The organism is Leisingera sp. M658 (assembly GCF_025144145.1).
In the GTDB taxonomy this organism is placed as follows: Bacteria; Pseudomonadota; Alphaproteobacteria; order Rhodobacterales; family Rhodobacteraceae; genus Leisingera.
Window position 1 is genome coordinate 2,540,131 of the sequence record NZ_CP083546.1, and the last position, 13,221, is coordinate 2,553,351.

The window sequence follows — 13,221 nt, forward strand, 5'->3', positions numbered from 1 at the left end:
CTGCTTTGTTCAAAACATTAAGCGGCCGCCGCCACGGCGCGTTTGGCCATCACCCCGACCAGATGGGCGCGATAGGCTTTGGAGCCATGCAGGTCCGCCATCATGCCGCCGGCATCCACGCTGAGTCCATCAAGCGCCCCCGGCGAAAAATCCGCATCCAGCGCGGCTTCGGCCTCATTCCAGCGGAATACGCCCTCCTCTGAGGCGCCGGTCACCGCCACCCGTACGCCCGCCGCATATTTCGCCGCAAACACCCCGACCAAGGCAAAGCGCGAGGCTGGCTGCAGGAACTTTTGATAACTGGCCTTCTGCGGCACCGGAAAGCGCACCGCGGTGATGATCTCACCCTCTTCCAAAGCGGTCTCAAACAGCCCGCGAAAATAGCCATCCGCGGTGATCTCGCGCCGGTTGGTCATAATCGTTGCACCGCTGCCCAGCGCCGCCGCCGGATAACAGGCTGCGGGGTCGTTGTTGGCCAATGAGCCGCCGATGGTGCCGCGGTTCCGGACTGCCGGATCGCCGATTTGGCCCGCCAATGCTGCCAATGCCGGATAGGCATCTGCCGCAGCTTCGGCCACCTCCGCATGGGTGGTGGCGCCGCCGATGCTCAGCATCCCGTCACCGCCGCTGATACCCTTCATCCCCTCTATGCCCGTCAGGCTCACCAGTTTCGACGGCATCGCCAGCCGCTGTTTCAGCGTCGGGATCAGCGTCTGCCCGCCGCCCAGCGCCTGCGCGTCCTCATCCGCCAGCGCCGCCACCGCTTCAGCTATGGTCGCGGGTTTTTCGAACTCGAATTCATACATCTTCGTTTCCTTTCTGAAAACCGGCCCTCCGGCTTTCATCTTTCCGAAAATACTCCGGGGGTATGGGGGCAGCGCCCCCATGAACCCTTACCCGTTCATCGCCGCCCAGACCCGGGCGGGCGACAGCGGCATGTCGATATGGGTCACATCCTTGCCTGCCGACTGCAGTGCATCGACCACCGCATTTACCACTGCTGGCGGCGATCCGATGGCCCCGGCCTCGCCGCACCCCTTCACGCCCAATGGATTGTGGGTGCAGGGCGTCTGGCAAGAATGATCAACCTGATAGAACGGCACATCATCGGCGCGCGGCATGGCGTAGTCCATGTAAGACGCCGACAGCAATTGCCCGTCTTCGTCATAGGCGGCGTTTTCCAACAGCGCCTGGCCGATGCCCTGCCCCAGCCCGCCATGGACCTGGCCGTCAACGATCATCGGATTGATGATATTGCCAAAATCATCGGCAGCCGCAAAGCGCTCGATGCTGACCTTTCCGGTGTCGGGATCCACCTCCACCTCGCAGGCATAGGCGCCGGCCGGATAGGTAAAGTTGGCCGGGTCGTAAAACGCGGTCTCCTCCAGTCCCGGCTCCAGCTCCTCCAGCGGGTAGTTATGGGGCACATAAGCGGTCAGGGTCACATCGCCCCAGGCCACCGATTTGTCAGTGCCCGCAACGGTGAACTGGCCGTCCTTCAGCTCAATATCGGCGTCAGACGCCTCCATCAGATGAGCGGCGATCTTCTTGGCCTTATTGATGATCTTCTCGGTTGCCCGCACCATGGCCGAACCGCAGACCGCAATCGAGCGCGACCCGTATGTGCCCATGCCAAACGGCACCCTGCCGGTGTCGCCATGCACGATGTCGATCATGCTTTCATCAATGCCGATCATGTCGGCCACCACCTGCGGAAAGGACGTCTCGTGCCCCTGCCCGTGGCTATGGGCGCCGACAAAAACGCTGATGGTGCCGGTGGCATTGACCCGCACTGTGGCTGCATCATAAAGACCAGCGCGTGCGCCCAGCATGCCCACAATGTTGGAGGGTGCAATGCCGCAAGCCTCAATATAGCAGTTGACGCCAAAGCCGCGCAGTTTGCCCTTGGCTTCGCTCGCCGCACGGCGGGCGGCAAAACCTGCCACATCGGCGACCTCCTCGAGCTTGTCCATGGTCGCCACGTAATCGCCGGTGTCATAGGTCAGCGCCACCGGGGTTTCATAGGGAAACTCGGTGATGAAGTTCTGACGGCGCAAGGCAATCGGGTCGGCGCCAAGCTCGCGCGCGGCCTTGTCGATGACACGCTCCAGCTGATAGGTCGCCTCGGGCCGCCCTGCACCGCGGTAGGCATCCACCGGCACCGTGTTGGTGAACACGGTCTTCACGTTCACCTGTACGATGGGCGTCTTGTAGTTACCCGCCATCAGGGTGCCGTGCAGATAGCTGGGCACCGAGGTGGAGAAGGTCGACAGATACGCCCCCATATTGGCCATTGTATTGGTGCGCAGCGCGGTGAAATTATTGTCCGCGTCCAGCGCCAATTCGATCTTGGACACGTGATCACGGCCATGCGCGTCAGAGATGAACGCTTCGGACCTTGTCGAGGTCCATTTCACCGCCCGCCCGCAGGCCTTGGCGGCATGGGTGCAAAAGGCTTCCTCGGCATAGTGGAAGATCTTGGAGCCAAAGCCGCCGCCCACATCAGGTGCCACCACCCGCACCTTGTGCTCGGGCAGGCCCAGCACAAAGGCGCACATCAGCAGGCGGATCACATGCGGGTTCTGGCTGGTGGTGTGCAGCGTGTAGTCATCGGTGCCGCGGCTGTATTCGCCGATGGCCACACGCGGCTCCATCGGGTTGGCGACCAGACGGTTGTTGACCAGCTCCAGCGTCGTCACATGGGCGGCGCTGTCAAAGGCCGCCTGCACCGCAGTATCGTCATCATTGCCGAACACCCAGTCATAACAGAGGTTTGAGGTCAGATCCTCATGCACCTTGGTGCTGCGGTCCGCCAATGCTCGGGCCATATTCACAACCGCAGGCTTGTCGCTGAGGTCCAGCTCAATGGCCTCTGCCGCGTCGCGGGCCTGCTCGACTGTGTCGGCGACCACTGCGGCGACGATCTCGCCCACGTGGCGGATGGTGCCGTCGGCGATGATCGGGTGGCGCGGCTCCTGCTGCGGGTTGCCGTGGCGGTCGGTTACGCCCCAGCCGCAGGGGATGCCGCCGACCTCGGCGAAATCAGCGCCGGTGAAGATCTTCACCACGCCGGGCATTGCCGCAGCCGTGCTGGTGCCGATCGAATTGATGGTTGCATGGGCCACATCCGCGCGCAGGAAATGCACATGGGCCTGGCCGTGCACGTTGATGTCGTCGGTATAGTTTCCGGCTCCTGTCAGGAACCGCACGTCCTCGCGCCGCTTGGGGCTGGCGCCGATGCCGCTGTCATTGTCCTTGGGCATGTCTGGATCTTCCTCCCTGGAGGGTGCTGCCGTGGCGCACCTCTTGGTAATCACTCCTTGTTCAACTCAGGCCGCTCCCTGTCGGCCTGGGGTCGTCATCTGTCACTCGGCGGCAATCGCCGAAACATCCTGCCCCGAGGCCGCCAGGATCGCCTTGACGATATTGTGGTAGCCGGTGCAGCGGCACAGGTTGCCCTCAAGGTAGTCGCGGATCTCTGCCTCGCTGGGCTTGGGGTTCTCTTTCAAGAGCGCTGCCGCCGACATCACCATGCCCGGCGTGCAAAAGCCGCATTGCAGCCCGTGGTGGTCCTGGAACGCCTGCTGGATCGTGTTCAGCGAGCCGTCGGCATTGGCCTGGCCTTCGATGGTGGCGACCTGCGCCCCCTCGGCCTCCAGCGCCAGCATGGTGCAGGCTTTCACCGCCTGGCCGTCCACATGCACGACGCAGGCGCCGCACTGGCTGGTGTCGCAGCCCACATGGGTGCCGGTGAGGCCCAGCTCCTCGCGCAGGAATGCGGACAGCAGCGTGCGCCCTTCCACATCGCCGCTGGCAGCCTTGCCGTTCACGGTCATTGAGACCTTGGCCATAGTACCCTCCCTTTAGCTTGTTTTTGTCTGGCTGGGGGGAGTTAACCACGGGCGGGGCCATCCGCGAAGTGTTTTCAGGGCGGTAACGGGGGTAAAATTCGCGTCAGACGGGCCTGCCTAGGGTTGTGACCTTGCGTCACAAATCACGTGCCGCAACGCCGCATTCAACCTTCTGCATCGCGGCGCGGCATCGGGCGGGTGGGAATCTCCTTCAGCAACCCGCCGACGCCCATCGCGGCGATATCGGCGGAGGTGACGGGCAGGCCGCAAACCACCCGCTCCAGCACCCAATCGGCGCCATTGAGCGCCGGAGAGCGCGCGCAGCCCGGCAGGCCAATGACAGGCCTGTCCCGAAAGCTGCCCAGAAACAGCAGGTTGCCGGGATCGACCGGCATACCGAACCGGGTGACGCTGCCACCCGCCTTGCGCAAAGCCTCAGGTGCGACATCGTGAGTGTCGGAGGTCGCCGAGCCGGTCAGCACCAGCAACAGCTGTCCCGGTGCCCGGGCGATGGCCTCTGCCAGCGCGTCCTCGCGGTGCGGTACCACAACGCGCGGCGACAGGGGGATGCCCATCCGGTGCAGGCGCCCGGCCATCGCGGCGCGGCCTTTGTCCGGCGGCGTCTCGTCACTCACCTGCGTTTCAATCAGCGTGGCAGAGGAGAACACCGGCGGCAGCACCCGGATCGCATCCCCTGCGCCGTCGCTGGCGCGGCGGATGGCGTCGGCGGCGACGCCATAGGAAATGATCTTGATCGTGGCCAGCATCCCGTCTGCGTCCGCCCGGTGATAATCCGGCACGGTGGCAACGGTGATCATCGGGTCCGCCGCGTTGACGGCCTCCAGCTTGGCCCGGTCCAGCCGCACCAAACCGGAGCGGTCGGCATAGAGGTTCACCCGGCCCGTACCTGCGCCGGAAATGCGCACACCCTGCGCCGAGGGGTCCGGTACCAGCGCATGTCCAAGCGTTGCTGCGGCGGCGTCCTCGTGCAGATCGGCTGGGTCGAGCCGGGCCACGGTTAGGGTTTCATGCCCCGCTGCGGCGAGATCTTGGAGGTCATCTGCAGTCAGCACCGTGCCCTTGGCCACCTTACGGCTGCCCCCCTGCAGCGAATGTGCGAGGATGGCGCCCTTGGCCTGTTGCAGCGGGACGGGTCCGAACCTCATGGCTGTTTGCCGCGCAGCACGGCGGTCATTTCGGCCAGGATGGACACGGCGATTTCCGCCGGGCCGGCGGCGCCGATATCAAGGCCGATAGGGCCGTGGATGCAGTTGATCTGCTTTGCGCTGAAGCCGGCGCCCTGCATCCGCGCCACCCGGGCGGCTTGTGTTTTCTTCGATCCCAACGCGCCGATGTAGAACACATCTGCCTTCAGGGCCGCTTGCAGCGCCGGATCGTCCAGTTTCGGATCATGCGTCAGCAGCACCAGCGCGGTGCGGCTGTCGAGACCGAGCTTTGCCACCGCCTCGTCCGGCCAATCATCCATCAGGGTCTCGCCGGGGAAGCGTTCCGGCGAGGCGAAGGCCGCGCGCGGGTCGATGATCACCACGTCATACCCCGCGATCCGCGCCATCGGCACCAAGGCTTGGGTAATGTGTACGGCCCCGACGCAGACCAGACGCAGCGGCGGGTTGTGAACGGCCACAAAGGTTTCGCCGTCTTCTTCCAGGCCAGAGCGGTCCAGGCGCATCCGGTCGGGGTATCCATCGCGGACCAGGCGGCGGGTGCCGGTGGCGAGGTTCACCTCATAGGCCGCGGGCGTGCGGTTAGCGCGGGCCTCTGCCAGTTCTTGCAGCAGGTCCATGGGCAGCGCAGTGCCGACCGGCTCCACCAGCACCTTGATGGTGCCACCGCAGGCGAGGCCCACGGCAAAGGCGTCCGCATCGCTGACGCCGAATTCCAGCAAACGGTGACGGCCGTCCTGCAGTGCGTCAAGTGCTTCGGCCACCACGGCGCCCTCGACGCAGCCGCCGGAGACGGAGCCTTCGATCTTGCCATCTCCCGAGACCACCAGCTGCGAACCGGCGCGGCGCGGCGCCGAGCCCCAGGTCTGCACCACAGTGGCCAGCGCCGCGCCTGAACCGGAACGGTGCCATTCCAGGGCTGTCTCAGGCGCGTTCTCAAACGGGTTTGTGGTCTGCATGCGGCGTCCTCCCCGCCGGTTTGCCCGGCTTTGAGCCTCAAAGGTCGGGGTTTGCAGCCTTGGTTTCAAGCGGGAAGTTGCGGCGTCCAAACAGAAAACGCCCGCCGGAACGGGCGGGCGCTTGGGGCTTGCTTGGGTGCGGTGGTTATTCCGCCGGCTGCAGTTCAGCCTTTTGCGGCACCAGCCGCTGCGGCAGGGCAAAGGCCAGTGCGATGAATCCAAGGCCCAGAAGGATGCCCAGCAGATCGCCAGGCAGCGCCATCAGCCCTTCGTATTTGGCGCCGGGAACTGCGCCCAATGTCACCTTGCCGCCCGCGAAATTGTCCAAAAGGCCGCTGGCCTTCCACGCCGGATAGGTCGCCATATAGGCCGCCGCGCCCAGCAGGCCCCCTGCGATAAAGAACAGCGCGTCCTTGCGGCCCGAAGCGGCGGCGACAACGCCGGTGCCGGGGCAATAGCCCGACAGCGCCCAGCCGGCACCCAGCATCAGCCCGCCGATGAAAACACCGGTATAGGCCGCCTTGACCGACATATGGCCGGCATCGACCAGCCCCGCCATCTGGCCGCCGAACATCAGCACCGAGCCGGTGCCGATTGCCAGCAGGATGGATTTGGCCAGGTCCAGATTGGTGAGGTTCAGCATCTTGCCGATAAAGCCGGGGTTCGACGCTCCGATCCGGTCCAGCACCGCACCAAAGGCAGCACCGGTCACAATTGCCAATAGAATGGTTGTCATGGCTCAGGCCTCCTTTTTGAACAGCAGTAGCGAGACGGGGATGGCAGCGGCAAAGGCTCCGGCAGCGAAGATATAGCCCGAGAGCGCGGTTTGCATCATGCCGGACATCATGTGCCCCGAGGTACAGCCGCCTGCGAGGCGCGCGCCGTACAGCACGATGAAGCCGCCCAGGAAAGCCGCGGCGTAGCGTTTCATCCGGCAGCCGCCGAAGTTGGCGCGCCAGAGCGCGGGGATTGTCCGCTCAGCCTGCGGGATGCCGCCGCGCAGACTGGCCGAAAGCAACCCGCCCAGCGCCATCGCCAGCACAAAGACAAAGCTGTAGTTCAGCGGGCTGACGACGGCCTTGGCGTATTTGCCGTCCGATTTTGCCAGATAGGCGTTGGTGGAGGTGGTGCCTTCGGCGGTTTCTGTCACCAGTCCGGGGAACACCGCATCTGCGATAATGCCGTCCAGGATCACAAATTGCGTTGAAACCCCGATGGGTTTGACCAGCAGCACCGCCAGAAAGAACACCAGCCCCAGCAAGAGGCCTCCGGCTTTCCAGTTGAGAGTCATGTCAGCTCCTTTCGCACGTTACATTCAGATTTCAGAATGCAACGTGGAAGCGGGGAGCGGATTGATCCAGATCAAGTGACATTCCATTTATGGAATTTGTTAACCGAGCATTGCCATCAGTCTGGCCTTCTCGCCCGCATCGGAGGGGCTGGAAATCACCTGTGCCAGATCCTGCAGCGAGGCGATGGAATGGCCCGCGCGAAAACTGTCGGTATAGGGCAGCATGGCGCGGATACCCTGGGCCTTTGGGGCAAAACCGTCCCAGCGCAACAAGGGGTTCAGCCAGATCAGGCGGCGCGACGACAGCTGCAGGCGCTGCATCTCACGGGCCAAAGCCTCCGGGTCGCCGCGGTCCAGCCCGTCGGTGATCAAAAGCACCACCGCCCCCTGCCCCATCACCCGCCGCGACCAGTCGCGGTTGAAGGCGTGCAGGCAGTCGCCGATCCGGGTGCCGCCCTCCCAGTCCTGCGCCTCTGATCCCGCTGCAGCCAGGGCCGCGTCCACGTCGCGCTGATGCAGATGGCGGGTGATATTCGTCAGCCGGGTGCCGAAAGTGAAGCCATGCACCCGCGCCCAGCCTTGCCCATTTGCATTGGCGGCGGCGTGCAGGAAATGCAGGATGATGCGGCTGTACTGGCTCATCGAGCCGGAGATATCGCAGAGCACCACCAGATTGGGCCAGCGGATGCGGCGCCTGACGCGGGCGATCTGCTGCAATTCGCCGCCCTGGCGGGCTGCATTGCGCAACGTGCGGCGCCAGTCGGGACGTGTCCCTTGCGGCGATGCCATCAGCCGCCGCGACTGGATCGGTGTCACCGGCAGGGTGAGCTGCGCAAGGATGCGTTTGGCGGCGGCGATCTCCGACGTGCTCATCTGTTCGAAATCGAGGGTTCTGAGCCGTTCTTCGGCTGACATGGTGAGGGTGGTGTCCACCTCGACCTCGGTGCCGTCCTCATCATTGTCCGGTGTCTCCGGCTGGTCCCGCATACCGTCCAGCAGCGCCTCTGCCGCGCGTTTTTCCGCCGGTTTTGCGGCGCGGTCCTCCTGCACGCCGCGGATCGCAGGCAGCATGGCGGCCATCATGTGTTCCAGATAGCGCGGGTCGCGCCAGAACAGGCGGAAGACCTGGGCGAAGACCGCCCGTTGCTCGGGCTTGGTCACGAAACAGGCGTGCAAGGCCCAGTAGAAATCCGTGCGGCTGGTGAAGCCCGCGGCGGCCACCGCCCGCACCGCACCCAGCACCCGGCCCGGCCCGGCCGGCAGCCCCGCCTTGCGCAGGGCGCGGGCGAAATGAGTGATGTTGCGGACCAGCTTGGGGTGGTCCGGCAGGGGGAGCGGCGGAGTGTCTGGCACTAGGGCAGCTCATGGGGGCTCTGCCCCCAAACCCCCGGAGTATTTCTGGAAAGATGAACCATCAGGCCGCATCCAGGCTTGCCCGGGCCTGATCCAGGATGCGTTTGGCCTCGGAGCCGTGCAGGCGGGCGATATCATCCTGGTATTTGAGGATTGCGCCCAGGGTGTCGGCGATCACCTCGGGGCTGAGGGCGATGACGTCGAGGGCCAGCAGGCAATTGGCCCAGTCGATTGTTTCCGCAACACCCGGTTTTTTGAACAGGTCTTCGGTGCGCAGGGATTGCACAAAGGCGACGATCTCGCGGCTGAGCTGCTCGCTGGCCTCGGGCGCGCGGGCGTTGAGGATTTCAATCTCGCGGGGGAAATCCGGGTAGTCGACCCAATGATAAAGACAGCGGCGTTTCAGCGCGTCATGCACTTCCCGTGTGCGGTTGGACGTGAGGATGACGATGGGCGGTTCCGGCGCCTGGATGGTGCCAAGCTCGGGGATGGTGACCTGGAAATCGCTGAGCGCCTCCAAGAGGAAAGCCTCAAACGGTTCATCGGTGCGGTCGAGTTCATCGATAAGCAGGACGGGGGCGCCGTTTTCATCCGGGCGCATCGCCTGCAACAGCGGCCGTTCTATGAGGTAGTCAGCCGAGAACAGTTCCGCCTGCAGGGCGGCGCGTTCGGCGCTGCCTGCGGCCTCGGCGGTGCGGATGGCGACCATCTGGGCAGCGAAGTTCCATTCATAGACGGCGCTGGCGGCGTCCAGCCCCTCGTAGCATTGCAGCCGGATCAGGCGGCGGCCCAGTGCGGCGGCAATGGCCTTGGCGATCTCGGTTTTGCCGGTGCCGGCCTCGCCCTCCAGAAACAGCGGGCGGCCCAGTTTCAGCGACAGGAACACCACAGTGGCCAGAGACCTGCCGCAGATATAGCCCTGCTCTGCCAGCATGTGCTGGACCTGACCGATGGATTGCGCCTGCTGCATGTTGTGCCTCCCCTTGCCCTGCCAACAGGCCATGCGGCGCGGCATCGGTCAAGCCGCGTGGTGCGGCGACGCTGCGGCGGCGGGGTTGCCGGGGGCGGTTGAATAACCGGGCCTGCCGGGTAAAACTGCCGCGGGAAGACCCTGCAGACGGCCAGGGCAAGAGGACAGGGACAGGAACGCCAGCCATGCACCGCGTTTTTCGCAAACACGCCGGCCCGAGCGGCCAGGATCAAAGGCGCTAGGGGATGCGGGTTCTGGCCGTCCTTTGCGTGCGCAATGAGGGCGCGTTTCTGCTGGAGTGGCTGGCCCATCACCGGGCTGCGGGCTTTACTGATTTCCTGGTGTTTTCAAACGATTGCCAGGACGGCACCGATCACATGCTGGACCGGTTGCAGGACATGGGGCAGCTGGTCCATGTCCGCAATGAAGGCCCGTATGACAAGGGCGGCATTCAATTCACCGCATTGAAGCAGGCCGACCGGCATCCGCTGATGAAGCAGGCCGATTGGGTGCTGGTGCTGGATATCGACGAGTTTGTCTGCATCAAGACCGGCGATGGAACCGTGGCGGATCTGCTGGCAGCACTGCCTGAGGCCGATGCGGTGACGCTGACCTGGCGGCTGTTCGGCAACGCAGGCGCCGTGCGGTATAAGGATGCGCCGGTGACCGCGCAATTCACCCGTTGCGCGCCGGAGGCCATTCACTGGCCATGGCGGGCGGTGATGTTCAAGACGCTGTACCGCAATGACGGCACCTACCGGAAATGCGGGGTTCACCGGCCCCGCGATATCCACAGCACGGCGCAGCTGGACAGCTTCCGCTGGTATGATTGCGAAGGCCGCGAACTGGGCAAGGCGTTCAAGACAAAACGGCTGTTTTCCAACTACGGCCAGCCCAACGGACGGCTGGCGCAGCTGAATCATTACCCGCTGGGGGCGATGGAGAGCTATGTGCTGAAGGCCGACCGCGGAAGGGTCAACCGGCAGGCGGAGCTGGGCATGGATTACTGGGTTGAGCGCAATTATTGCAGCGCCGAGGATACCTCAATCGTCCGTTACGGCACAGACTGCGCGGGTCTTCAGGCCGGGCTGATGGAGGATCCGGACCTGGCCCGGCTGCACCGCGGGGCTGTGGCCTGGCGCCATGCCCGGTTTGCCGGGCTGATGACACAGGAACCCTATCGGGCGCTGTTTGCGCGGCTGCTGATGACGCCCCCTGCCCGCCCGATAAGCCCGGCAGCCGCCGATCTGCTGCGCAGCTTTGCCATTCCGGACCAAGCCGCTCCGCAGCCCCCGGAGGACAGCAGCTGAGGCACAGCTGCCGGCTCAGGCAAAAGGCCGCCGAAAGAACCGCGCGCCGCCTCATTCAGGCATGGGTTTTTCCAATTTTGGCCTTAATTGTCACCTAAATGTAAATCCAAACAGCAGGCAGGACCCCTTTGGGGCAAAGAGGACAGCAGGCATGCAGGACGGACTTGAAAATCTGGATGAAGACCTTTCCGGGCTGAAGCCGGCCCAGTGGAAGGCCCGGATGGCGGCTTTGGCCGAAGAGCATGGCATGTTCCAGCCGCTTGGCGACAAGCATTTCGCCACATTCATCGACCAGGGCAACACGCTCTTGGTGACGTTTGAAACCATGCAGGGCATTCACAACCTGTCGGATCAGGCGCAGCCGCTGGGGTTTGACCTGGTGAAGAACCTGGGCTGGTCGCATATGTGCGTGGTCTCAGACGGCGATACCTGGTTCCGCGAAGGCCGTATCTATGGCTTTTTCGATCAGCTGATCGACGACGGTTTTTTCGACGAGTTCGACAAAGTGATCTTTTACGGCGCGGGCCCCTGCGGTTATGCGGCGGCGGCCTATTCGGTGGCCTCGCCGGGTGCGGTGGTGGTCGCGGTGCAGCCGCAGGCGACGCTGGACCCGCGGATGACCGAATGGGATGACCGGTTTGCCGATATGCGGCGCCTGTCCTTCACCGACCGCTATGGCTATGCGCCTGACATGCTGGACGCCGCTGATCAGGCCTATGTGATCTATGACCCGCGGGAACAGCTGGACGCCATGCATGCCGCGCTGTTTGCGCGCAAGAACGTGACCCGGCTCAGGGCTGCGCATCTGGGCGATGCGGTGCAGACCCGGCTGATCGAGATGGAGATGCTGTATCACATCCTGTCGCTGGCAGGCAGCCGCAAGCTGACCGGCGGCGCCTTTCACAAGCTGCTGCGCAGCCGCCGCAACAATTCTTTCTTCCTGCGCAATCTGCTGAAAAACCTGGAACGGCAGGACCGCCCGTTCCTGATGGCGCTGTTGTGCCGCAATGTGACCGAGCGGATGCGGGCCCCGAGGTTCCGCCGCCGCCTGCAGGAATTGCAAACCCGCGCCGAAGAAGGCGAGTTCATCTTTCCTGCCAAACCCTGAGCAGCGCCTGCCCCGGGCGCATTCAGCCGCTTCTTTTCTGCCCGCCTCTGTGCTAGGCGGGCGGCATGACCCAGACGCTGACCATCCCCCGCCCCGACGACTGGCACCTGCATCTGCGCGATGGCGCGATGCTGGAGGCCGTGCTGCCTGAAACCGCCCGCCATTTCGGCCGCGCAATCATCATGCCGAACCTGGTGCCGCCGGTGGTAACCGCTGGTCAGGCCGCCGCTTATCGCGACCGCATTCTGGCCGCGCTGCCCAATGGCATGGCGTTTGAGCCCTTGATGACGCTGTACCTGACCGAGGACACCGACCCCGCGGATGTTGCCGCGGCGCACGCCAGCGGGCTGGTCAAGGCGGTAAAGCTGTACCCGGCCGGCGCCACCACCAATTCGGCCTCGGGCGTCAGCGACTTCGACAAGGTGCGCGGCGTGCTGGAAAAGATGGCCGGGATCGGCCTGCCGCTGTGTGTGCATGGCGAAGTCACAGATGCGGACATCGACATTTTCGACCGCGAGGCCGTATTCATCGACCGGGTGCTGGACCCGATCCGCAAATCCACCCCCGGACTGCGCGTGGTGATGGAGCATATCACCACCAAGAACGGTGTGGACTATGTGAAATCCAACGCCGCAGATCTAGGGGCGACGATCACCACGCACCATCTGATCATCAATCGCAACCACATCCTGGTGGGCGGCATCAAGCCGCATTACTATTGCCTGCCGGTCGCCAAGCGCGAAGAGCACCGTCTGGCGTTGCGCGCTGCCGCCACCTCGGGCGATGCGCGGTTCTTTCTGGGCACCGATTCCGCGCCCCATACCGATCCGAACAAGGAAAGCGCCTGCGGCTGCGCCGGCTGTTTCACCGCCACCAACACCATGTCCCTTCTGGCGCATGTGTTTGAAGAGGAAGGCGCGCTGGACAAGCTGGCGGGCTTTGCCTCGGAAAACGGTCCGGCGTTTTACGGCCTGCCAGTGAGCGGCGAGATGCTGAGCTTAAGAAAATCGGACGCGGCTGTGGAATTTCCCGAAAAGATCGAAACCCGTGAGGGACCGGTGACGGTGTTTCAGCCGGGGTTTGATGTTTACTGGAAAGTCGCAAAATGACAGACCCGGCCCGCAAAGCAGGCTGCTGCGCGGGCCGGACCGGGCCATTTGCCAAAAACTGCGACTATAGCGCCATTACAACACCT

General features: G+C 64.1%; 12 protein-coding genes. 3 read left to right on the top strand and 9 right to left on the bottom strand.

Features of this window, described 5'->3' with window-relative positions:
* Positions 1–17: 17 nt before the first annotated feature.
* The 9 genes from K3724_RS12675 to K3724_RS12715 form a co-directional block, all read right to left on the bottom strand.
* A complete protein-coding gene (locus K3724_RS12675; RefSeq protein ID WP_259985390.1) occupies positions 18–806 on the bottom strand; it encodes a xanthine dehydrogenase family protein subunit M in 789 nt (262 codons plus the stop codon).
* Between the two features lie 87 nt (positions 807–893).
* Complete coding sequence (locus K3724_RS12680) at positions 894–3,263, bottom strand: xanthine dehydrogenase family protein molybdopterin-binding subunit (RefSeq protein ID WP_259985391.1); 2,370 nt, start codon at positions 3,261–3,263, stop codon at positions 894–896.
* Positions 3,264–3,365: 102 nt separating this feature from the next.
* Positions 3,366–3,851 carry a (2Fe-2S)-binding protein gene (locus tag K3724_RS12685; protein WP_259985393.1) on the bottom strand — a complete coding sequence of 162 codons (486 nt, stop codon included), beginning with the start codon at positions 3,849–3,851 and terminating at the stop codon, positions 3,366–3,368.
* 164 nt (positions 3,852–4,015) lie between these two features.
* Positions 4,016–5,017: a molybdopterin-binding protein gene (locus K3724_RS12690; RefSeq protein ID WP_259985395.1), complete on the bottom strand. Its 1,002-nt coding sequence runs from the start codon at positions 5,015–5,017 to the stop codon at positions 4,016–4,018.
* On the bottom strand, positions 5,014–5,994 hold the full coding sequence (locus K3724_RS12695) for an XdhC family protein (RefSeq protein WP_259985397.1): 981 nt from the start codon (positions 5,992–5,994) through the stop codon (positions 5,014–5,016). The genes K3724_RS12690 and K3724_RS12695 overlap by 4 nt, the downstream gene beginning before the upstream one ends.
* Before the next feature lie 145 nt (positions 5,995–6,139).
* Entirely contained in the window at positions 6,140–6,730 is a 591-nt protein-coding gene (locus K3724_RS12700; protein WP_259985399.1) for a YeeE/YedE family protein, read from the bottom strand.
* A gap of 3 nt (positions 6,731–6,733) precedes the next feature.
* Positions 6,734–7,285, bottom strand: a complete 552-nt coding sequence (locus K3724_RS12705; protein ID WP_259985401.1) for a YeeE/YedE family protein — start codon at positions 7,283–7,285, stop codon at positions 6,734–6,736.
* A 99-nt stretch (positions 7,286–7,384) separates the two neighbouring features.
* Positions 7,385–8,638 (bottom strand): VWA domain-containing protein, encoded by a 1,254-nt coding sequence (locus tag K3724_RS12710; protein WP_259985403.1) that lies wholly within the window; start codon positions 8,636–8,638, stop codon positions 7,385–7,387.
* Between the two features lie 61 nt (positions 8,639–8,699).
* Entirely contained in the window at positions 8,700–9,608 is a 909-nt protein-coding gene (locus tag K3724_RS12715; protein WP_259985405.1) for a MoxR family ATPase, read from the bottom strand.
* A 245-nt stretch (positions 9,609–9,853) separates the two neighbouring features.
* On the opposite strand from K3724_RS12715, the gene K3724_RS12720 reads away from it, so the two are divergent.
* The 3 genes from K3724_RS12720 to pyrC all read left to right on the top strand — a co-directional run bounded on the left by K3724_RS12720 (position 9,854) and on the right by pyrC (position 13,135).
* Complete coding sequence (locus K3724_RS12720; RefSeq protein WP_259985407.1) at positions 9,854–10,918, top strand: glycosyltransferase family 2 protein; 1,065 nt, start codon at positions 9,854–9,856, stop codon at positions 10,916–10,918.
* 151 nt (positions 10,919–11,069) lie between these two features.
* Complete coding sequence (locus K3724_RS12725) at positions 11,070–12,026, top strand: phosphoadenosine phosphosulfate reductase (RefSeq protein ID WP_259985409.1); 957 nt, start codon at positions 11,070–11,072, stop codon at positions 12,024–12,026.
* A gap of 65 nt (positions 12,027–12,091) precedes the next feature.
* A complete protein-coding gene (gene pyrC / locus K3724_RS12730) occupies positions 12,092–13,135 on the top strand; it encodes a dihydroorotase (protein ID WP_259985411.1) in 1,044 nt (347 codons plus the stop codon).
* Positions 13,136–13,221 lie beyond the last annotated feature (86 nt).

Coding starts and splice junctions, on each gene's coding strand:
- K3724_RS12685 (WP_259985393.1), bottom strand. CDS start 3,851: ATGGCCAAGGTCTCAATGACCGTGAACGGCAAGGCTGCCAGCGGCGAT.
- K3724_RS12715 (WP_259985405.1), bottom strand. CDS start 9,608: ATGCAGCAGGCGCAATCCATCGGTCAGGTCCAGCACATGCTGGCAGAG.
- pyrC (WP_259985411.1), top strand. CDS start 12,092: ATGACCCAGACGCTGACCATCCCCCGCCCCGACGACTGGCACCTGCAT.
- K3724_RS12680 (WP_259985391.1), bottom strand. CDS start 3,263: ATGCCCAAGGACAATGACAGCGGCATCGGCGCCAGCCCCAAGCGGCGC.
- K3724_RS12700 (WP_259985399.1), bottom strand. CDS start 6,730: ATGACAACCATTCTATTGGCAATTGTGACCGGTGCTGCCTTTGGTGCG.
- K3724_RS12720 (WP_259985407.1), top strand. CDS start 9,854: ATGCGGGTTCTGGCCGTCCTTTGCGTGCGCAATGAGGGCGCGTTTCTG.
- K3724_RS12690 (WP_259985395.1), bottom strand. CDS start 5,017: ATGAGGTTCGGACCCGTCCCGCTGCAACAGGCCAAGGGCGCCATCCTC.
- K3724_RS12725 (WP_259985409.1), top strand. CDS start 11,070: ATGCAGGACGGACTTGAAAATCTGGATGAAGACCTTTCCGGGCTGAAG.
- K3724_RS12675 (WP_259985390.1), bottom strand. CDS start 806: ATGTATGAATTCGAGTTCGAAAAACCCGCGACCATAGCTGAAGCGGTG.
- K3724_RS12695 (WP_259985397.1), bottom strand. CDS start 5,994: ATGCAGACCACAAACCCGTTTGAGAACGCGCCTGAGACAGCCCTGGAA.
- K3724_RS12705 (WP_259985401.1), bottom strand. CDS start 7,285: ATGACTCTCAACTGGAAAGCCGGAGGCCTCTTGCTGGGGCTGGTGTTC.